This is a genomic window from Piscinibacter sp. HJYY11 (assembly GCF_016735515.1).
GTDB lineage: Bacteria > Pseudomonadota > Gammaproteobacteria > Burkholderiales > Burkholderiaceae_C > Rhizobacter.
Genome location: NZ_JAERQZ010000001.1, coordinates 1,775,348 through 1,794,919, shown reverse-complemented (window position 1 = coordinate 1,794,919; position 19,572 = coordinate 1,775,348). Strand labels below are relative to the sequence as shown.

Genomic DNA, 19,572 nt, shown 5'->3' with positions numbered 1-19,572 from the left:
GGCCGCCGGCACCTCGCAGGCTTTAGAACTTCACCCGCAGGCCGAAGGTGAGCGCGCGAACGTCCGCCTTCTCGGTGTCGTATTCACCGCGGCTGAAGTCGACGCCTGCCTCGAATCGGACGTTCTGCGCCACCGCGAAGTTGAGCCCGAGACCGAAATACGGAACCGAATTGGTTTCGGAGTCGGACGCGCTGCCGAAGCCGGAAGCCGTGGCGCTGATCTTGGTCTTGAGGTTGGCAATCCCCAGGCGCATGTTCAGGCCGACATCCTTGGACAGCGGCGCGTTGTAGGCAAAGCCGAAGGTCGGGCCAGACACCTTGAAGTCCGCGGTGAAGCCGGGAACGGAAAAGCGGGCCTTGCCGAAATCGATGTAGCCGAGCTCTGCGGCCAAGCCGGCGCCGAAGTCGTAGCCGCCGACGAACTTGAAGGCGGTCGAGCTGTCGTCGCAATTGGGGGTGTCGTCGCAGGCGTCCACGTAGCCCAGGCCGACATTGCCGGTGACATAGGCCGACTGCGCCATGGCGGCAGAAGAAAGGGTGAGCGCAGCAGCAGCCACGGCCAACTGAATCGTTTTCATCGTAGTCCTGAATGTTGATGGTTACCGCCTCCCTGGCGGCGGCGGGATTGTTCCCGCCGCGGCAGCGTTGCCCTGTCGCGCGCGAGTCGGTTGTTGTTCGCTCGAGACACCCGAACGGGGGCAGGTGCTTGAAGGCCGAGCAGTTGTTCACACGCGCAACACGGAAACTGACGGGTGACAACCGGCTTTATTCGCCTCAAGTTCGCGGCGCATCTCGAAACAATGGAGGGCACTGACGCTGACTCTCCATGGCCGCCTCCGACCAAGACCGCAACCTGCCAGCTTCGCAACGGAAGCTGGACAAAGCCCGCAAAGAGGGCCAGGTCGTCCGTTCGCGCGACCTGGGGCACTTTGCCGCCATCGCGGTGGGTGGCGCGGCCGTCGTGGCCGCGGCGCCGCAGATCACGCACTGGTCGGGCAAGCTGCTGCAGAACGGCCTGCGCTTCAACGCCGCGTCGGTGCAGTCGCCGCAGTTCATGACCGAGCGCCTGGCCGAGCTCGCGCTGCAGATGCTGCTGATCGTGCTGCCGCTGGGCGTGCTGATGATGATCGTGGCGCTGGCCGCCAGCCTCTTCGCCGGCGGCTGGGTGTGGACCTTCAAGCCGCTCGTGCCCAACTTCGGCAAGCTCAACCCGATCACCGGCATCCCGCGCATCTTCTCCAAGCAGCAGCTGATCGACGCGCTCAAGGCCTCGGTGCTGGCGCTCATCCTCGGCGCCATCGGCGCCTTCTACCTGCACGCCAACATCGAGACCTTCGGCGGCGTGCTGGCCATGTCGCTGCCGGCCGCGCTGTCGCATGCCGGCACCGCCATCATCGGCGGCATGTTGCTGCTGCTGCTGGCCCTGGCCGGCTTTGCGGCGATCGACGTACCGCTGCAGAAGTTCCTGCACGCCCAGCGGCTCAAGATGAGCCACCAGGAAATGAAGCAGGAGCACAAGGAGGCCGAGGGCAACGTCGAGGTCAAGGCCAAGGCGCGTGCGCGCATGCGCGAACTGGCCAACAAGCGCATGCTCGCCGCCGTTCCCAATGCCGACCTGGTGGTGATGAACCCGACCCACTATGCGGTCGCGCTCAAGTACGACGACGCCAAGATGGGCGCACCCAAGGTGGTGGCCAAGGGCGCCGACCTGATGGCCTTCAAGATCCGTGACACCGCCAAGGATTCGCGCGTGCCGGTGCTGCAGGCCGCCGTGCTGGCCCGTGCCCTGTATGCGCATGCCGAAGTCGACCGCGAGATCCCGGCGGCGCTCTTCTCGGCCGTGGCGCAGGTGCTGGCCTACGTCTACCAGCTGCGCGCCGCGATGGCCGGCCGCGTGGCGATGCCGGGGGAGCTGCCCGACCTGCACGTGCCGCCGGAGCTGGACCCGCACAACAAGCCGGGCTGGGTGCCTGACGAGGTGATCGAATGAATGGGGTGATGAAGCAGTTGCAGTCGTGGCTCGGGCCACAGCACGCCGGTGCGATGAAGGCGCTGATGGCGCCGGTGTTCATCATCCTCGTGCTCGCGATGATGGTGCTGCCGCTGCCGGCGTTTGCGCTCGACATGCTGTTCACGCTCAACATCGCGCTTGCGCTGATGGTGATGGTGGTGGCCGCCTACATGGTGCGCCCGCTCGATTTCTCGGCCTTCCCGACGGTGATCCTGTTGACGACGCTGATGCGCCTGTCGCTCAACATCGCGTCCACGCGCGTGGTGCTGATGGAAGGCCACACCGGCCCGGGCGCCGCCGGCAAGGTGATCGAATCCTTCGGCCACTTCCTGATCGGCGGCAACTTCGCGGTCGGCCTGATCGTGTTTGCCATCCTCGTGGTCATCAACTTCGTGGTGGTGACCAAGGGTGCGGAGCGCATCGCCGAAGTGGCGGCGCGCTTCACCTTGGACGCGATGCCCGGCAAGCAGATGGCGATCGACGCCGACCTGAACGCCGGCCTCATCGACGACAAGGAAGCCAAGCGGCGCCGCGCCGAAGTGGGCGCGGAGGCCGAGTTCTTCGGCTCCATGGACGGTGCCTCCAAGTTCGTGCGCGGCGACGCGATGGCGGGCCTGCTCATCCTCTTCATCAACATCATCGGTGGCTTCATCATCGGCGTGGTGCAGCACAACCTGTCGGCCGGGCAGGCGGCCAACAGCTACATCCTGCTGGCGATCGGCGATGCGCTGGTCGCGCAAGTGCCCGCACTGCTGATCTCGGTGGCCGCTGCCATGGTGGTCTCGCGCGTCGGCAAGGAGCAGGACGTCGGCACGCAGATCGGCCACCAGGTCTTCAACTCGCCGCGCACGCTGGCCATCACCGCCGGTGTCATCGGCCTCCTGGGCCTGATCCCGGGCATGCCGCACTTCGTCTTCCTGATGATCGCCTCGGGCCTGGGCTATGGCGCCTGGTGGATGCACAGGCGAAACCAGCGCGCCAAGCTCGCACCGCCGCCCCAGGCCGTGGCCGCCGAGCCGAACGCCGAAGCCACCTGGGACGACCTGCAACCCGTCGACACCCTGGGCCTGGAAGTGGGCTACCGCCTGATCGCGCTGGTCGACAAGGCCAAGAACGGCGACCTGCTCCAGCGCATCAAGGGCGTGCGCCGCAAGTTCGCGCAGGACGTGGGTTTCCTGCCGCCGCCGGTGCACATCCGCGACAACCTGGAGCTCAAGCCCAGCATGTACCGCCTCACGCTGCGTGGCGCGGTGGTGGGCGAGGGCGAAGCCTTCCCGGGCATGCTGCTCGCCATCAACCCGGGCGGCGCGACGACGAACCTCATCGGCACCAAGACCACCGATCCCGCCTTCGGCCTGCCCGCCGTGTGGATCGAGGAGCGCCAGCGCGAAGCCGCGCAGATGAACGGCTTCACGGTCGTCGACTGCTCGACCGTGATCGCCACGCACCTGTCGCACCTGATGCAGATGCATGCCGCCCGCCTGCTCGGCCGTGTGGAAGTGCAGCAGCTGGTGGAGCACGTGACCAAGCTCGCGCCGCGCATGATCGAGGACGTGGTGCCGAAGATGGTGAGCATTCCGTCGTTGCAGAAGGTGCTGCAGTTGCTGCTGGAGGAGGGCGTGCACATCCGCGACATGCGCTCCATCGTGGAGTGCCTGGCGGAGCATTCGTCGACGGTGAGCGATCCGTCGGAGCTGTCGCGGCGCATCCGCATCCACATTGCGCCGGCGATCGTGCAGCAGATCTATGGGCCGGTGCAGGAGCTGGAGGTCATCGCGCTGGAGCCTGAGCTCGAGCGGCTGGTGACACAGGCGTTGAACTCACCACACGGTGCGGCGCTGGACCCCGGCGTGGCTGACACGCTGGCGCGCAGTGCGGCGCAGTCGGCGAAGCGGCAGGAAGATCTGGGGCATCCGGCTTGCCTGTTGGTGCCTGACATGATTCGCGCGCCGATGGCGCGGTTGTTGAAGCGGGCGGCGCCTCGGCTCAAGGTGCTGGGGCATTCCGAGATTCCGGAGACGCACTCGATTCGCATCGGTTCTGTGATTGGTGCACAGGGCTGACGTGATTCACTGCGTGAGGCTGCGCCGGGATGTGCGCCCGGCGGCGCAGTCCCTTTTCTTTGCTTGCCCAAAGAAAAGGAACCAAAAGAAAGGGCACCCCGTTCGCCGGTCGGCCTAGGGCCGACTGCTCTGCGCTGCTCGGACTTGGGGTGTCGCGCAGAACTCGCTACACGCCTGCGGCGCTGCGCTCAAACAGCTGCGCGAAATCAGTTCACGAAGCGCGCTGCGCGCGCCACCCCAAGCCCTGCGCTGCTCGACGGCTCTCAAGGGCCCCGGGATACCGCCGCCCGCTTCGCGGGCATCACACTCTCGACTCGCTTCGCCTCGTGCTTGATGGGCGGGCGCGCAGCGCTCCGCCCGTGTTGCGATGCGAAGCGAGCTGTATCGCTCCCGTGGGTGGCGTCGAGGAGCGCAGGGCTTGAGGGGCGCGCGCGTGAGCGCGCTTCGTGAACTGACTTCGCGCCGCCTGTCTGAACGTAGCGAGCGCAGCTCGCGAAGTGAGTTCGGCGCGGCCCCTCAAGACCGAGCACCGCAGAGCAGTCCGGCCTTCGGCCGGACCGCCACCGTCGGGTCGCCTTTTCTTGGTTACTTCTTTTGGCGAAGCAAAAGAATTAACTCGGCGGCCGGGCCGAGACCCGGCGCAGCCTCACGCAGTGAACCAGACCTCAGCGCGCAGCCAGCGAAGCGCTCGCAAGCCGCTGACGCAGCGCGTCAAACGACAGCGCCGCATCCAACGAAGCCGCGTACTTGTCCGGCAAGCTCAGCACCAGCTCAAACGGCCGGTGGCCCCGCACTTCGTCGCCGGTGAAGCGGATCTCGATGCTGCCGCCTTCCTTCTCCAGGAAGCCCTTGACCGCATCCATGCCCACCCCGCGGCCCGACACCTCGGTGACACGCTCGGCAGTCGAGAAGCCCGAGTGGAAGATGACCTGCGCGATCTCCTCCGGCGTGTGCTGATCACCAGCCGCGATGAGTCCCCACTCCAACGCACGCTCGCGGATCCTCGCGATGGCCATGCCGCGGCCGTCGTCGCGCAGGTGGATGTGCAGCTTGCCGTCGTCCACCGACAGGGCGATGTCGATGCGGCCGGCCGCTGGCTTGCCCCAGGACAGGCGCTCTGCCGTGGGCTCCAGGCCATGGTCGACGGCGTTGCGCAGCAGGTGGGAGAACACGTTCTTCAGCAGGCCGCCCACTTGGGTGCGCAGGACGATGCCGTGGTCCTCGATGTGCACGACCGGTACTTCCTTGCCCAGCTCGCGGGCCAGCGACGGCAACGACTCGATCGGGCCGGCGAGGGTCTCACCGATGCGTTCGGTGCCGATCAGGTTCAGCGTGCGGCCGAGTTGCGCGAGCACGGCGCGCATCGCGGCCGGGTCGTTCTGGTCCACGTTGACCAGGAGGCCGAGCGACTGCTGGACCTGAGCCTTGTCGACCATCACGAATTTCTCCACGCTGCCGCGGCGGCCCGGGCCCTGGCGGCCCAGCACGTGGTCGTTGATGCGGGCGTATTCCTCGAGCATCGCCTGCACCTCGGCGAGCTGCGCCAGCAACGCCTCGCCGTTCCACTCGGCCTTGCCCTTGCGCAGGTCGTCATAGGCCTGCTCGGTCTCGTGCACGAGGTTGGTCAGGTACAGCAGTCCGTAGGTGCGGGCGTTGCCCTTCACCGTGTGCATGTTGCGGAAGAGCAGGTTCACCGTCTCCGCGCTGCGGGGCGCGGCCTGCTCGATCAGGCGCTTGTTGTCGGCGCAGAACTTCAGCGCACCGCCCACGAACTCGTGGAACTTCTCCTGGCTCACCGCCAGGATCTCGCCAATGATCTCCAGCTCGCGCTTCTGCGCACTGGCCTCGTGCTCCAGGCGCTTGAGCTCGGTGACGTCGCGCACGCAGAGCATGAGCTTCTCGACCGTGTCGTGCTCGTCGCAGATCGGCGACCAGCTGAGCGCCAGCGACTTCAGGCGGCCATCCGGCAGCGTCTTCTCGAACTCCGGCACCAGCAGGTGCGAATTGAAATCGAAGTTCATGCGGTCTTCGCCGATGCACGAGGCCGCGGCGGCTTCCACCTGCGACAGGCGGTCCGCGCCGAGGTTGCTGCCGGCGAACACCAGGGCCATCACGTTCCGGCCGGCGATGTCTTTCGTCTCGAAGATGGTTTCGAGGTAGGCGGAGTACTCGGGGTGGATGGCGTTGTCGCCGGTGATGGTCAGCACGCCCTGCGGCATGTTCTGCAGCATGGCGTGGATGTCGTGCGTCTTCTCGTGCAGCTGCTGCGTGCGCTCGGCGACCAGGGCTTCGAGGTTGTCGTTCAGCGCCTGCACGTCGGTCAGGAGCTTCTTGTTCTCGAGGAAGGTGTTGGCGAAGCGCATGCAGGCCACGTACAGCATGGCCGCCACGAAAGTGGCCACGCCGGTGAAGATCACCGCCATGGAGCTGATGACGCCCAGGGCCAGCAGCACGTCGTTGGTGCCGGTGACGAGGAAGACGAGCAGGCCGAAGGCCAGCGGGCGGGCGCCCGGCCGCTGCTTCATGGCGCCGCGCACCGTCATGTAGAGCGACAGCACGCCGATGACCAGGCTCTCGATGAAGAGGGCGCTGCGCATGCCCTGGAAGAGCGTGAGGTCGGGGAAGAACATCTGCGCTCCGCAGCCCAGCGCGAGCAGCGTCTGCGTGATGCCGAAGAACCAGTTCAGCTTGGGCGTGAAGACGTGGACGTACTGCGTGAACAGGTAGAAGACGAAGATCGCCGACAGGCCGGTGTAGTGCCAGTACAGCATCGTCTCGGGCTGGAAGATCTGCAGGAAGTAGTCGCCCGGCGCCGCGAAGAACGGGAAGATCAGGATGCTGGCCATCGCCGCCACCAGGTACATCGAGTGGCGTGTCTTGGCATAGACCAGCAGGAAGAAGAGCCCGAAGGTCAGCACCACGTACGAGATGATGGTGCGCATCTCGCCGCCCCACACCTGGTGGGCCACGAGGCTGGCGTCGTGCTGGTCGTAGGCATGGATCTCCAGCGGCAGCTGGTAGATGCCGGTCATGAGCGGCGTGTCGACGCGGATCGCCACCACCTGCTCAGGCTGGGTGATCTTGAAGCGGACGGGGATCGGCTGGATCGAGTGGTAGCGCTCGACGTTGATGTCGTGCGGCCGCGCGTAGATCAGCTGGCCGTTGACGAACACCTGCGTGCGCGCCATGTAGGTGTTGACCAGCAGCACCACTTCCCGGCCCACCAGCTCGGGCGCGAAGTGCAGGCTGCCGCGGTACCAGCCGACGGAGAAGTTCTGCTTGTCGCCGTAGATGTGCTTCCACGGGCCCGGGGCCTTGGCGAGCTTCCAGTCGGAGGTGTCGAGGCCGACGTCCTTGTTCTGCGGCTTGTCGTCGCGGGTGAAGAGCCAGGTGCCGGCCAGCTTGAGAGGCTGGGCCAGCGTCGTCACCTGCACGCCGCAGGCCTGGCAGGCGGACTCGGCGGCGAAAGCAGAGGGAAGCAGGCCGAGCAAGGCGGCCGTGAGGAGGATCAGGCGGAACAGCATGGTGTGCAGCGCGTGATGCGCATGAATTCTTTTCCAGCCCCGCCGCAGCCGGGCCCCGCGATGCAGCCGGTCAGGCGCCAGCGAGCTTCTTGAAGGTGGCGAGCACGGCGTCGCCCTTGAAGGGCTTCACGATCCAGCCCTTGATGCCGGCGGCCTTGCCGCGCTCTTTCATGATGGGTGAGTTCTCGGTGGTCAGCATCACGATGTTGACGGCCGCGTTGTTGAGCTCGCCACGGATCTTCTCGGCCATGGTCAGGCCATCCATGTTGGGCATGTTCACGTCGCTCACGACCAGCTTGATGCCGGGGTCGCTCTTGAGCTTGGAGAGGCCGTCGCGGCCGTCGACCGCGGTTTCCACCGCGAGACCCGCCTTCTTCAGGAAGTCGCTCACTTCGACGCGCACGGTGCTCGAATCGTCCACCACCAGGATCTGGGCCATTTGGATTACCTCTTGAAAGTCAGTGAGAGAGAAACAGGAAAGGTCAGAACATTTCCAGTTCGCCGGCGGTGTCGGTTTCCTCTTCCGCACGCGGTTCGAAGGCGAAGTCGAAATCGGCATCGGCGCAGAGCGCCAGCGTGAAATACATCGCCACGCCCGGCGCCAGCTCGCAGCGGAAGCGCCGGTGGTAGCTCGGCTTCACCGCCGTGATGTGCTCCACCGAGTTGCGCTTGAGCACGCAAGGGGTGGACATGCCGATGTGGGGAAAGAACGGCACCAGGTCGCGGTTGAACGCACCGCAGAAGAGGTTGCCGCGCTCGTTCATCGTGTCGAAGAAGCGCTCGCCGTTCATCTCGTCGACCGGCGTGGAGGCGAGACCAGCCATGTAGGCGCGGGTGGCCGGGTCGCGGTCGAACTGGATCAGGAGCACGACGCGGAAGAGGTACGAGGTGACGGTGAACATCACCACGTCGGGCGCCTTGGGCACCAGCGTGTCGTCGTCGGGCACGACCTCGCAGGGCTCGCCGTGGCGCACGAGCGAGTTCCTGGCGGCTTGCGCGACGAAGTGGTCGAGCCCCTGGCGCGCCCGGTCGCTCACCTGGAAGATCCTCACGCCGCCTCCGCCATGACGGCCTGGCGCGTCTTGCCGTTGAGCAGGCGCAGCTCGTTCAGGGCGCCGACGATCATCTTGCCGCCGGCCTGCAGGTCCTGAAAGGTGCTGCCGGTGATGAGGTCGTTCTTGTAGAGGTTGGAGCGGTAGTCTTTCGAGAGCTTGTCGGCGCGTGTGGCGAGGTCGCGCACTTCGGCGGCGACGACGGCGAAGCCGCGGCCCTGGTCGCCCGCGCGGGCGGCCTCGATCGAGGCGTTGAGCGCGACGATGATCACCTGGTTCACGATCTGCGCGAACTCGTCGTTCTTCGAGTGCATCTCGCGGTTGTGCTGCAGCAGCTGGTTGAGCTCGCCGTTCCAGCGCTCGAAGGTCTCGATGAGGCCGAGCAGCTTGTCGATGGTGCTGCCCAGGCGGTCGGCGCCTTCGAGGGCGTGGTTCTTCAATGATTCGGCGCCGCTGCTCACCGTCTTCAGCAGCATCTGGTGGGTGCGGTGCTGTTCCTGGTGCGTGGCTTCGAGGGCCGCGCGGTCGGCGGCGGCGGTGCGGGAGAGTTCCTCGAGCTGGCGTTGCAGCTCGGCGACGGTGGCGGCGCTGGCCTGTTCGACAGCCTGCACGGCGGTGTGGCGGGCCAGCTCCACGGCGGCGGCGCTGCGTTGGCGGCTCCACCAGAAAGTGACGCCGGCGCCGACGAAGAGGCCGAGCGCGAGACATGCGAACGATATGAGGGTCATAGGGTGCTCTATCGGCGGTTCTTGATCGATCTTGAAGCGCTGGCGCAGCCAGGTGTGTGCTGTTCTTGGCAGCCTGCGGGCGCGAGCGCAGGGCGTCGAACTGCGCAGGCGTTCAAGCCTCAGCAGCTATCGACGTTGGCGACGGATTGTTGAATGAGGGATGAACCCGAGGGCACACCGGGCAGGCCCCGATGTGCGCAGTAGTCGGCAAGGACGTGGTACGCCCAGCCGCGGGTTCACGCGCCGGGTGGCCGGCGGTCGGCGTTCAGCGCTGGTACACGCGGACGTAGTCGACTTCCATGCGCACCGGGAAGGCCGCATCGTCGGGCGTGCCGCCCAGGATGCCCCCGACGGCCACGTTGAGCAGCAGGTGTTGCGGGTGGTCGAACGGCCAGTTGCCGTAGCTGGCGCCGGCGGGCTTGGCGTAGGTGAAGTAGGTGACGTCGTCGACGCCCCAGGTGATGGCCTCGGGTGTCCAGCGCACCTGGTAGCGGTGGAAGGTGTTGCAGGTGTCGGCCACGTTGGTGTGCGAGCCGCGGCCGTTGGCCCCGTTGAAGTCGCGCATGTGGGCAGTGCCGAGGATGCGGCCGGGCTGCCAGCCGGTCTGCTCCATGATGTCGATCTCGCCGTCGTCGGGCCAGGTGCCGCGATCGCCGAGCATCCAGATCGCGGGCCACGCGCCCATCGCGCAGGGCAGCTTGGCGCGCACCTCGAAGAAGCCGTAGGTCCACGAGGCGAGGCCCCGCGTGAGCAGCCGCGCGGAGGTGTAGTTCTGGCCGCCGAAGTCAGGCGCCGAGGCCAGGCGCTCGCGCCGCGCGGTGATGATGAGTGAGCCGTTTTCCACGCGGGCGTTTTCCGCGCGCGCGGCCGAGTAGTACTGCAGCTCGTTGTTGTACCAGCCGTCGCGGTTGCGGTAGGTGTCGTAGCCCCACTTCGCCGGGTCGGGGAGGCCGGTGGTGTCGAACTCGTCGCTCCAGACGAGGCGGTAGCCCTCGGGCAGGCCACCCGCCGCCGGCGCGGCGGAGACCGAGCCGGACCCACCGCCACAACCCGCCGCCGCGAGGGCCGCCAACCAGATGCCCGAGGCGAGCGCTGCTTTCATCTTGATCCTTTGCACGGTGGAGAGTGGGGCTAGGGGGTCTCAGTCGCTGACGCGCACCCAGTCGTAGTAGGCGGGGCCGCCGCCGCCGTTGTAGGTGCCGACGAAGTTGACCGCACCGGCCGAGTTGTTGCCCACCCAGTGGTTCATCATGAGGCGCATTGGCGTGCTGATGCTGGTGTTGACACGGCGGAACTCGCGCTCGGTGCCGTTGGCCTCGACATGGAACCAGCGCACGTAGCTCGGGCGCCACTCGAAGCCGATGGTGCGCCAGCCGGTGGCCACCGAGAACTGCTGGTAGTTCTGGCGCCCGTTCGTCCACACATTGGTGTGCAGCGTTCGCCCGCCGTGGATGAACTCGATGTCGATTTCGAAGTGGCTCGAGGTGCCGGCCGTGCCGGTGTAGAGGAAGAACGAGGTGTTCGACCCGGCGATGGTGCTCGGCTGCAGGCGCGTCACGAACTTGCCGTAGGTGAACGACTGCCAGGTGCGCACCTCGGCGCATTTCACGTTGGAGCGGTTGCTGCTGTTGACGTTGGCCGCGAGCGAGCCCCAGCCGGTGCGCCACACCTCGCTGTAGGCGAAGGTGCAGCCGAAGATGTCGCCGTTGTGCCAGCTCGCGGTTTCCCAGGCGGAGCCGGCGCCGCCGGTGCCGTCGAAGCCCTCGAAGAAGTTGGCGGCAAAGGCCGGGGCGGTGGCGCCGGCCGCGAACGCGAGCGCGAGGGCGCGCAAAAGCTTGTTCATGGGTGTTGTCTCCTGTCTTGGTTGGAAGCCGGGGCTGTGTCGCCCCGTGCTGCTGCTGCGCTGGGGCCTCAGGGCTCCAGCGAGATCGAGCCGACGGCGAGGTCGTGGGCGCCGGCGGTGGAGGCCGGGTTGACCACGTCGACTGCCAGCAGGCCGGCGCGCACCGTGTTGAGCGTGGTGCCGCTGCCGCAGTGGGCGGGCAGCGGGAAGCGGGTGCTGTTCAGGTCGATCACGAGCTCGCTCAGCGTCGAGCTGACCACCGCCTCGGCGGTGGCGGTGCAGCCGTCGGCCGAGACGGGCGTGGGCTGCAGCTTGATGAGCAGCAGCGCATCGGTGCTGCTTCGCAGCTGGATGCGCATGCGCGAATAGCTGCTGGCGTTGAACGCGGTGTTGTTGGGTGCGTAGAGGCGCAGTGCCGCGCCGGCATAGCCTTGTGCGGAGGCTAGCGTGGCGCCGAAGCTCACCGCACTGGCGGCGAAGGCGGGCGTGCCGGCGGTCTGCGCGGCGCCGTTCTCGGCGTACTGGTAGGTTTCGACGCCGCCGGCCTGCGCGGTGGTGGTGGTGCTGGTCGGCGTGGCGAAGGCGGTGGCCGGCGTGGGCGCCGGTGCGGGGCCGGGTGCAGGCGCGGGGGCCGAGGCGGGTGCCGGTGCGTCGTCACCGCCACCGCAGGCGGCCAGCAGCGCAGCGCTGAAAAGCACTGCCAACGTTCGCGAAGCGCGGCGTTTCGAGATCATGTCCATGGTCGTCTCCTGTGTTGTCGTGACGGGTCCATGGTGGGCTTCGCCTGGGCATCGCGCCGGTGGCGGCTTGCGGCGGTGCTGACCGATCTTGCGATCCTGGCGACGGCACCGGTCTCAGTGGCACATCATCAAGCCGTAGCGTGGGTTGCGCTCGCAGACGACCTGCACCGCACGGCTGGCGGGCGCCGGCGGGGAGGGCTTGCGGGCTGCGGCGGGTGGCGTGGCGCGCGGCGTGGGCGGCGTCGATGCCGCGGCCGCCACGACGGGCGCGGGTGCAGGCGCGGCGGCGGGTGCGGGTTCGGCTGCGGGCGCCGCCATGAACTCCATGCGCCCTACCTGGAAGCGCACGGGCTCGACCGAGGGCTCGTTGGCCGTGACCTCCACCCGCGCGACGGCCGGCAAGGTCTGCGCGATGGTGGCGCCCCGTTCGCCGCAGAAGGACTCGGGGCCGAAGGCCGAGAGCGGGATGAGGTAGTCGCTGAGCTGCGTGCCCACGCGCATCATCATCACCGGGTAGCAGCCCGCGTTCTGGATCCTGGGGTCGGTGCCCTTGAGGCGGATGCGCAGCACGCGCGGCGTGGTCGAGGCGAGGCGGATGCGCAGGTGCTCGTAGGCCGACAGGTCGACCGGCACGCCGCGCGCATCGCCGCCCACCTCGATGCCGAGCGTGGCCCACTGGCTGGCGTTGGCGGTGGAGAGCCGGCCTTCGACCTGCACCACCGCATCGGCCACGCGCACCGATGCGATCGACGCATCACCGCTGCGCTCGGACATCGCGAGTTGCTGGACCGGCGCGCCGAGGTGACTCTGCATCGGCTCCTTGAAGTCGGCCCACAGCAGCGGCTTGTCGGGCGCAGCGTGGACGGCGTGCACATAGGCAAGCGCACACGCCGACAGCGTGGCGGCGGCAAGGCGTCTCATGTCAGAGCGGGCGCGGTTGCACCGGCATGCATAGCTCGCAGCGCACGAACGGGATCCCCGGCACGCTCGCCCGTGGTTCGTAGCGCTCGAAGAAGTGGCCTTCGCCCATGCTGAAGGGCGAGTGCGGCAGCCATTCGTCGAGCAGCGTGCGCCAGCCGAGTGCGATGTCGCTGGAGGGCCCGTCGAAGGGCAGGGTCGCGATCCAGCGTTCGCCGACACGGTGGCGTGCCAGGCGAACGCCCGGGTCGCGCCAGCCCGGCGGAAGCTCCACGCAGGCGTCCATACGGCAGTTCTGCGGGCCGGCGATGGCCGGGTCGTCGAGGCCGACGAAGGCCAGGGGCTGGTCGCCGAGCCCCAGGCTGTGCACCACCGGAAGAAAGCGCTCCCACAGTTCGTAGGCGGCGTATCGGTAGTCGCCGCGGGCGCGCATGAAAAGGTACTCGGCGGGCTCCTGCCGGCGCACTTCCACCGCCGGCGGCGGCGCGGTGCCGCGGTCGTGGGCCGGGGTGTGCCAGTTGAGCCAGCCGCCGCTGCGCCAGACGCTGGGCGTCATGCCGAAGTGTTCGCGGAAGGCGCGTGCGAAGGCTTCGGGTGAGGCGAAGCCGCAGTTGAGCGCGATGAAGGTGATCTTCTCGTCGGGGCAGTGGCGCAGGCGGCCGGCGGCGCTCTCGAGGCGGCGGCGGCGCACGAAGGCCTTGAGCGTCTCGCCGGTCCACGAGAGGAAGAGGCGGTGGAAGTGGAAGGGCGAGATGGCCGCCAGCCGCGCCAGCGTCTCGAGCCGCAGGTCGTCGGCCAGGTGGGCGTCGACGTAGTCGAGCACGGCCTCGATGCGGTGCACGTGGTGGCCGGGCACCGGCAGCAGAGGCGGCGTGCCGCCGTGCGGCGGGCGTGGCGCGGGCGGGAGGGGCGCAGATGAAAGAGGCGCGGATGAAAGAGGGGCTGATGCAAGGGTGGACATCGACATTCCTCCTGTGGCGGAAACGGTTCGGCAGGCCGGTCAGCGTGCGTTGACCACCCGCCCTTGTGCGTCGAACACATGGCACTGGTCGGTGTCGGCCTGCAGCCAGACGGCATCGCCTGCCGACAGCGCCGCATGCGCGGCGGGCAGCTTGACGGTGGCGATGTCTTCGCGGCCGGCCAGCCGCGCGTAGGCGATGTCGCAGTCGCCCAGGTGCTCGACCTGGTCGACCGTGGCGCGCAGGCCGGCGTCGGGCGGGGCGAGGCGGAAGTGCTCGGGCCGCACGCCCAGCGTCACCTCGCGCGGGTTGCCGGTGAGCGAGGTGCCGGGCAGGTGCAGCGAGCCGGCGTCGCCGAGCGACAGGTGCACGCCGTCGTTCATCGCCGTGGCGGTGGCGGCGATGAGGCTCATGCGCGGCGAGCCGAGGAAGCCGGCGACGAACTGCGTGGCCGGGTCGCGGTAGAGGTCCATCGGTCGGCCGACCTGCTCGATGCGCCCGCCGTTGAAGACGGCGATGCGCGTGCCCAGCGTCATCGCCTCGACCTGGTCGTGCGTCACGTAGACCATGGTCGTGCCGAGCTCGCGGTGCAGGCGCGCCAGCTCCATGCGCATCTGCACGCGCAGCGCGGCGTCGAGGTTCGACAGCGGCTCGTCGAAGAGGAACACCTTCGGGTGGCGCACGATGGCCCGGCCGATCGCCACGCGCTGGCGCTGGCCGCCCGAGAGTTCTTTCGGCTTGCGCTGCAGCAGCGGCACGATCTGCAGGATCTCGGCCGCGCGCTGCACCGCCTGCGCGCGCTCGACCTTGCCGAGCTGGGTGAACTTGAGCGCGAAGCCGATGTTCTCGGCCACCGTCATGTGCGGGTAGAGCGCGTAGTTCTGGAACACCATCGCCACGCCGCGGTGCACGGGCGAGAGGTCCTGCGCTTCCTGGTCGCCCACGAGGATGCGGCCGGCGTCGATCTCTTCCAGCCCGGCGATGCAGCGCAGGAGGGTGGTCTTGCCGCAGCCCGAGGGGCCGACGAAGACCATGAATTCGCCGGAGGCGATCTCGAGGTCGATGCCGTGGAGGACGCGGGGGCCCGAGGCGTACTGCTTCTCGATGCCGATGAGGCTCATGGAGGTCATGGTGACGACTTCTTCTTTGTGGAGGTCAGCCCTTGACCGCGCCTGCGGTCAGGCCCTCGATCAAACGGCGGGAGTAGAGGACGAAGAGCACCAGCAGCGGCAGCACGGTCACCGCCGAGCCGGCGCTGATGGCGCCCCAGGGTGTCTGCCCGGTGCCCTGCAGCGAGCGCAGCACGAGCGGCGCGGTGAACATCTCCATGTCGCTCATCACCAGCAGCGCGCCCACGAAGTTGTTGTACGAGCCGATGAAGGTCACGAGGCCCAGCGTGCCCATGGCCGGGCCGATGAGCGGCAGCACCACGCGCCAGTAGATGCCGAACTCACCGCAGCCGTCCATGCGCGCGGCTTCCACCAGCTCGCGCGGCACGGCCGAGCCGATGTACTGGCGCATGAGGAAGATGCCGAAGGCCGAGCAGGCGCCGGGGATGATGAGCGCGCGCGTGCTGTTGAGCCAGCCCAGCTCCTTCATCATCAGCACGTAGGGGATCATGCCGACGAAGGCCGGCAGCAGCATGGTGGCCATCAGCGCGGCGAAGAGCTTGTCGCGCCCGCGGAACTCGTACATCGAGAAGCCGTAGCCGCCCAGCGAGCACAGGAAGAGGTTGAGCACGGTGGAGGCGGTGGCGATCCACAGCGACAGCCCCACGCTGCGCCAGAACATCGGGCGCTGCGCGACGAGCTCGTTCAGGTTGTCGAGGAGCGCATCGCCGAACCAGAGCGGGGGTGGCACCGAGAGGATGTCGGTGTTGGTGTGCGTCGCGAAGACGAACATGAAGTAGAACGGCGCCAGCATGATCAGCGCGCCGACCAACACGAGCGCATGCGGCAGCCACTGCGAGGGATTGAGGCGCCCCGGCTTGCGGCGCTGCCGCGGCGCCGGTGCGGCGCTCACGGTGGGGAGGGAAGAGGCGAGGGTGGACATGCGCGTTCAGTCCTTGCGGCCGAGGTAGCGGTTGTTGAGCCAGGTGAGCGCGGCGATCACCATGAACATGAGCCAGGCCACGGCCGAGGCGGTGCCGAAGTCACCGTCGGTGAGGCCGACCTTGTACATCTGCATTGCGACCGTCTCGGCCACCTGGCCGACGCCGCCGCTGCCGCCGGTGAGCACGAAGGGCTCTTCGAAGAGCTGCAGGTTGCCGATGATGGTGAGCGTGATGGCGAAGAGCATCATGGGCCGCAGGAGCGGCAGCGTGATGTAGCGGAACTGCTGCCAGGTGCCGGCGCCGTCGACGGTCGCGGCTTCGTACAGGTCTTTCGGGATGGTCTGCAGCGCCGAGAGGTACAGCACCGTGTTCCAGCCGACGAAGCGCCACCACACGATGAAGGCGACGATGGGGCGGGTGTACTCGGGCCGGCCCCAGTCGATGTTCTCGGTGGGGAAGAGCCAGGCGAGCGGGTGCACGCCCATCACCTGCCACTGGCCGAGGCCGGTGAGCACCTGGTTGATCACGCCGAAGTCGCGCGAGAAGAGCGACGAGAAGACGAGCGTGATCGCCACCGTGTTGGTGATGTACGGCAGGAAGTACATCGAGATCACCGGGTTGCGCACCCGGCGGAACTGCGTGTGGATGAAGTACGCGAGCGGGATCGCCACCAGGTGCTGCGGCAGGCCGGAGGCGATGCCGAGCCAGAAGGTGTTGGCCATGGCGCGCCAGAAGTCGCGCGCGTAGAGCTCGGACCAGAAATTCGTGCTGAAGACGCTGCCCCAGGGCAGGCCGTCGAGCTGCAGCACGAAGAGGTAGTTGCCCCATCCTTCCCACTTCATGCCCGACAGGCCCGCCGCGATCTCCCAGCGGAAGAACGAGGCGTAGGCCGAGAACAGCAGCGGAAAGAGCCCGAAGCCCAGGAAGAGGATGAAGAACGGCGCGACGAAGACGTACGGCATCCAGTGCCACGGCTTCAGGCGCCGCCTGCGGCGAGGCGCCGGCGGCGGCGCGACGACGGGGAGAACGGCGGACATGGGAACGATGCGTGGCCTGCTGAGTGGATGGAGCCTTGCCACCTCAGCGGCGGATGCGGCGCTCGATGGCCTTGCGGGCGTCGGCCAGCGCGAGCTTCACGTCCTTGCCCTGCTCGAGCACCTTGTCGAACTCGGCGGTGATCACCTCGGCGGCCACCGGGTCCAGGCGGTCCACGTCGACGGCCGGGATCTTCTGGGCGGTCGCCTTCCACTGCTGGCGGGCGCGGGTGTTGCCGAGGAACTCGACCGGCTGGTCGACGAAGGGGTCGTTGGTGGCTTCGATGAGGGCTGGGAAGGCGTCGAGCTCACGGAAGGCGGCGATCTGCACCTCGCGGCTGGTCGTCATGAACTTCACGAACTCCCAGGCGAGCGCCTTGTTCTTCGCGCCCTTCGGGATGGCGTAGTACGAGCCGCCCCACGAGGCGTTCACGCCGCCGGGGAGGCTGGCCGAGCGCCAGTTGCCGCGTGTGTCGGGCGCGATCCAGTTCTTCAGGTGGCCCGCGAGCCAGGCGCCCATCATCTCGGTGGCCACGGTGCCGCGGCGGAAGCCTTCGCTCCACTCGTTGCTCCAGGCGCCGATCTTGGCGTCGATGCCGGCGGCGCGGGCGCGCTTGGCGGTCTCGAAGGCCGTCACGAAGCGCGGCGACTCGACCAGCACCGCGCCCTTCTCGTCGAAGTAGATGCCTTCGCCGTCCTTCAGGCCCGAGCGCAGGATGATGTCCTTGATGGCCGCGGCGTGCGGGATCAGGTAGGTGCCGCTCTTGGCCTTGAGCTTCTGGCCGGCGTCGATGAAGGAGTCCCACGACTTGGTGAGGTCGGCCTCGGTGATGCCGGCCTTGTCCATGAGGTCCTTGCGATAGAAGAGTGCGCCCGGGCCGATGTCGGCCGGCAAGGCCGCGCGCACGCCGCCGCGGCTCGTGCCCTGCGCGGCGGCGAACTTGAAGAAGCGGTCGGTGAGGGCGTTGGCGTTGTAGGGCGGCTTGGCGAGGTCTTCGAGGCCACCGCCCTCGGCGAACTTGGCCACGAAGCCGATCTCCAGGCCCATCACGTCGGGCAGGTTGGCGCCGGTGGCGAGCGCCGTCGTCATCGCGTTGTGGTGGTCGCCGTAGCCGAGCGAGATGAGCTTCACCTCCACGTCGGGCCGCGCCTTCTTGAAGAGCGGGATGGCGGCCTGCACGGAACGGTCGAGGTCCTTGAACGCCGAGACGGTGAGCACCGTCTGGGCATGCAGGGCCAGCGAGGCGAGGCCGAGGGTGGCCGCGAGGCCGAGTCGTGTGGCGAGTTTCATGTCTTCTCCGTGTCGTTGGCGAGGCGCGCGGTTGCACCAGTTCATGCAAGCGCTTGCACGGCAGTGTAGAAGTCGCCCTCGCGACGTGTCACTGCGGACGAACCCCGTGCGAAACCGCAAGATTTGGCAGGCGGCGGCCCCGTGAGGCGGGTAGGGCCGCGCCGGCGCCGTCTCAGCGCCGCCGGCTTGTGCGGTGCATCACGACGGCCGCCGGGCCGCGGGCTTCTTGCGTGGCACCGCCGGCGAGGCCTTGCCCTGCTGCGCGGGCAGCGCGCGTGTGGACTCACGCACCACCAGCTCGAGCCGGGCCATCGGGCCGCGCGGCGGCTTGCGCCCGTCGATGAGGGCGACCACCGCGTTGGCCGCTTCGCGCCCCAGCTCGCGCAGCGGTTGCCTCACCGAGGTGAGTGGCGGCACGCAATAGGCCGAGTGGGCCACGTCGTCGAAGCCGACCACCGACACGTCGTCGGGTACGCGCAACTGGCGGCGGTGCAGCGCGAGCATCGCGCCGTAGGCCGAGTCGTCGTTGGCGCAGAAGACGGCCGAGAAGGGCAGGCCGCGGTCGAGCAGCAGCGTCATCGCGCTCAGCCCGCCCGCCTCGACGTAGTTGCCCGGCGCCACCAGCCGCGGGTCGAAGCTGATGCCGGCCGACTGCAGGGCGGCGCGGTAGGCGGTGAAACGCTGGTCGGCATCGGCGCGCCCCGTGGGGCCGCCGATGTAGGCGATGCGCCGGTGACCGAGCTCCAGCAGGTGCTCCATGGCGAGCTGCGCGCCCACGCCGTGGTCGAAGGCGAGCGAGTGCACGAAGCGCGAGTTGACCTTGCGGCCCACCACCACCATGGGCACGGTCTGGGCGTGGCGGTCGAGCGTGGCGTCGTCGATGCCGGGGTGGATGAGGATCAGCCCGTCGACGCGGCGCCCCTCCATCGAGGCCAGGCGCTTGGCCTCGTCGTCGCTTTCCCAGTGGGTGCTGGCGAAGATGGCGTCGTACTCGTGGCCGATGAGGCCGTCTTCCACGCCGCGCATGGCCTCGTTGAAGAACGAGCTCACGATCTCCTGCGTGAGCACGCCCACGGTGAGCGTGCGGCCGCGTGCCAGGCCACGTGCCACGAGGTTGGGCCGGTAGTTCAGGCGCTGGATGCTCTGCTCGATGGCCGCGGCCTTCTCGTCGGCCACGAAGTGGGTGCCGTTCAGGTGGCGCGAGACGGTGCTCGTTGAGACGCCGGCCAGGCGAGCGACTTCTTCGAGCGTGATCTTGGAGGCCATGGTTGCGCGGGTGGAGGTCGCTTTCATGATAGCGCTTGCTTGAGTGGCTGCAGAACGGGTGTTCCACCTGGTCCACATCGCTTCCCCTGAT

At 68.1% G+C, this 19,572-nt stretch carries 17 protein-coding genes; 2 read left to right on the top strand and 15 right to left on the bottom strand.

Annotated elements, in window-relative coordinates; all coding sequences use genetic code 11:
- Positions 1 to 22 precede the first annotated feature (22 nt).
- Positions 23 to 577, bottom strand: a complete 555-nt coding sequence (locus tag JI745_RS08115; RefSeq protein WP_201805323.1) for an outer membrane beta-barrel protein — start codon at positions 575 to 577, stop codon at positions 23 to 25.
- 248 nt (positions 578 to 825) lie between these two features.
- On the opposite strand from JI745_RS08115, the gene JI745_RS08110 reads away from it, so the two are divergent.
- Entirely contained in the window at positions 826 to 1,989 is a 1,164-nt protein-coding gene (locus tag JI745_RS08110; protein ID WP_201805322.1) for a flagellar biosynthesis protein FlhB, read from the top strand.
- Between the two features lie 8 nt (positions 1,990 to 1,997).
- Positions 1,998 to 4,073, top strand: coding sequence for a flagellar biosynthesis protein FlhA (gene flhA / locus JI745_RS08105; RefSeq protein WP_404932805.1), 2,076 nt, complete (start codon positions 1,998 to 2,000; stop codon positions 4,071 to 4,073).
- Between the two features lie 665 nt (positions 4,074 to 4,738).
- Here flhA and JI745_RS08100 read toward each other — a convergent pair.
- The 14 genes from JI745_RS08100 to JI745_RS08035 all read right to left on the bottom strand — a co-directional run bounded on the left by JI745_RS08100 (position 4,739) and on the right by JI745_RS08035 (position 19,481).
- A complete protein-coding gene (locus tag JI745_RS08100; protein WP_201805320.1) occupies positions 4,739 to 7,597 on the bottom strand; it encodes an ATP-binding protein in 2,859 nt (952 codons plus the stop codon).
- A gap of 70 nt (positions 7,598 to 7,667) precedes the next feature.
- A complete protein-coding gene (locus JI745_RS08095; protein WP_201805319.1) occupies positions 7,668 to 8,036 on the bottom strand; it encodes a response regulator in 369 nt (122 codons plus the stop codon).
- 43 nt (positions 8,037 to 8,079) lie between these two features.
- Positions 8,080 to 8,649, bottom strand: coding sequence for a hypothetical protein (locus JI745_RS08090; protein WP_201805318.1), 570 nt, complete (start codon positions 8,647 to 8,649; stop codon positions 8,080 to 8,082).
- Positions 8,646 to 9,377, bottom strand: coding sequence for a methyl-accepting chemotaxis protein (locus JI745_RS08085; RefSeq protein WP_201805317.1), 732 nt, complete (start codon positions 9,375 to 9,377; stop codon positions 8,646 to 8,648). The genes JI745_RS08090 and JI745_RS08085 overlap by 4 nt, the downstream gene beginning before the upstream one ends.
- A gap of 265 nt (positions 9,378 to 9,642) precedes the next feature.
- Positions 9,643 to 10,479 (bottom strand): family 16 glycosylhydrolase, encoded by an 837-nt coding sequence (locus JI745_RS08080; RefSeq protein ID WP_201805305.1) that lies wholly within the window; start codon positions 10,477 to 10,479, stop codon positions 9,643 to 9,645.
- A gap of 39 nt (positions 10,480 to 10,518) precedes the next feature.
- Positions 10,519 to 11,220: a family 16 glycosylhydrolase gene (locus JI745_RS08075; RefSeq protein WP_201805303.1), complete on the bottom strand. Its 702-nt coding sequence runs from the start codon at positions 11,218 to 11,220 to the stop codon at positions 10,519 to 10,521.
- Positions 11,221 to 11,288: 68 nt separating this feature from the next.
- Positions 11,289 to 11,960, bottom strand: a complete 672-nt coding sequence (locus tag JI745_RS08070) for a hypothetical protein (protein WP_201805293.1) — start codon at positions 11,958 to 11,960, stop codon at positions 11,289 to 11,291.
- A gap of 114 nt (positions 11,961 to 12,074) precedes the next feature.
- The gene (locus tag JI745_RS08065; RefSeq protein ID WP_201805292.1) at positions 12,075 to 12,881 is read right to left on the bottom strand and encodes a hypothetical protein; all 807 of its coding nucleotides are present in this window, start codon (positions 12,879 to 12,881) and stop codon (positions 12,075 to 12,077) included.
- 1 nt (position 12,882) lies between these two features.
- The gene (locus tag JI745_RS08060; protein ID WP_201805290.1) at positions 12,883 to 13,839 is read right to left on the bottom strand and encodes a GyrI-like domain-containing protein; all 957 of its coding nucleotides are present in this window, start codon (positions 13,837 to 13,839) and stop codon (positions 12,883 to 12,885) included.
- Between the two features lie 39 nt (positions 13,840 to 13,878).
- A complete protein-coding gene (locus tag JI745_RS08055; RefSeq protein ID WP_201805289.1) occupies positions 13,879 to 14,967 on the bottom strand; it encodes an ABC transporter ATP-binding protein in 1,089 nt (362 codons plus the stop codon).
- A gap of 25 nt (positions 14,968 to 14,992) precedes the next feature.
- Positions 14,993 to 15,889 (bottom strand): carbohydrate ABC transporter permease, encoded by an 897-nt coding sequence (locus JI745_RS08050; RefSeq protein ID WP_201805288.1) that lies wholly within the window; start codon positions 15,887 to 15,889, stop codon positions 14,993 to 14,995.
- Positions 15,890 to 15,895: 6 nt separating this feature from the next.
- On the bottom strand, positions 15,896 to 16,927 hold the full coding sequence (locus JI745_RS08045) for a carbohydrate ABC transporter permease (RefSeq protein ID WP_201805287.1): 1,032 nt from the start codon (positions 16,925 to 16,927) through the stop codon (positions 15,896 to 15,898).
- Between the two features lie 43 nt (positions 16,928 to 16,970).
- Entirely contained in the window at positions 16,971 to 18,215 is a 1,245-nt protein-coding gene (locus tag JI745_RS08040) for an ABC transporter substrate-binding protein (RefSeq protein WP_201805286.1), read from the bottom strand.
- 198 nt (positions 18,216 to 18,413) lie between these two features.
- Positions 18,414 to 19,481, bottom strand: a complete 1,068-nt coding sequence (locus tag JI745_RS08035; RefSeq protein WP_236674941.1) for a LacI family DNA-binding transcriptional regulator — start codon at positions 19,479 to 19,481, stop codon at positions 18,414 to 18,416.
- Positions 19,482 to 19,572 lie beyond the last annotated feature (91 nt).

Bases quoted from the DNA above. Each gene is read 5' to 3' on its own strand.
- JI745_RS08115 (WP_201805323.1), bottom strand. From the start codon at position 577: ATGAAAACGATTCAGTTGGCCGTGGCTGCTGCTGCGCTCACCCTTTCT.
- JI745_RS08110 (WP_201805322.1), top strand. From the start codon at position 826: ATGGCCGCCTCCGACCAAGACCGCAACCTGCCAGCTTCGCAACGGAAG.
- flhA (WP_404932805.1), top strand. From the start codon at position 1,998: ATGAAGCAGTTGCAGTCGTGGCTCGGGCCACAGCACGCCGGTGCGATG.
- JI745_RS08100 (WP_201805320.1), bottom strand. From the start codon at position 7,597: ATGCTGTTCCGCCTGATCCTCCTCACGGCCGCCTTGCTCGGCCTGCTT.
- JI745_RS08095 (WP_201805319.1), bottom strand. From the start codon at position 8,036: ATGGCCCAGATCCTGGTGGTGGACGATTCGAGCACCGTGCGCGTCGAA.
- JI745_RS08085 (WP_201805317.1), bottom strand. From the start codon at position 9,377: ATGACCCTCATATCGTTCGCATGTCTCGCGCTCGGCCTCTTCGTCGGC.
- JI745_RS08080 (WP_201805305.1), bottom strand. From the start codon at position 10,479: ATGAAAGCAGCGCTCGCCTCGGGCATCTGGTTGGCGGCCCTCGCGGCG.
- JI745_RS08075 (WP_201805303.1), bottom strand. From the start codon at position 11,220: ATGAACAAGCTTTTGCGCGCCCTCGCGCTCGCGTTCGCGGCCGGCGCC.
- JI745_RS08070 (WP_201805293.1), bottom strand. From the start codon at position 11,960: ATGGACATGATCTCGAAACGCCGCGCTTCGCGAACGTTGGCAGTGCTT.
- JI745_RS08065 (WP_201805292.1), bottom strand. From the start codon at position 12,881: ATGAGACGCCTTGCCGCCGCCACGCTGTCGGCGTGTGCGCTTGCCTAT.
- JI745_RS08060 (WP_201805290.1), bottom strand. From the start codon at position 13,839: ATGTCCACCCTTGCATCAGCCCCTCTTTCATCCGCGCCTCTTTCATCT.
- JI745_RS08055 (WP_201805289.1), bottom strand. From the start codon at position 14,967: ATGACCTCCATGAGCCTCATCGGCATCGAGAAGCAGTACGCCTCGGGC.
- JI745_RS08050 (WP_201805288.1), bottom strand. From the start codon at position 15,889: ATGTCCACCCTCGCCTCTTCCCTCCCCACCGTGAGCGCCGCACCGGCG.
- JI745_RS08045 (WP_201805287.1), bottom strand. From the start codon at position 16,927: ATGTCCGCCGTTCTCCCCGTCGTCGCGCCGCCGCCGGCGCCTCGCCGC.
- JI745_RS08040 (WP_201805286.1), bottom strand. From the start codon at position 18,215: ATGAAACTCGCCACACGACTCGGCCTCGCGGCCACCCTCGGCCTCGCC.
- JI745_RS08035 (WP_236674941.1), bottom strand. From the start codon at position 19,481: ATGGCCTCCAAGATCACGCTCGAAGAAGTCGCTCGCCTGGCCGGCGTC.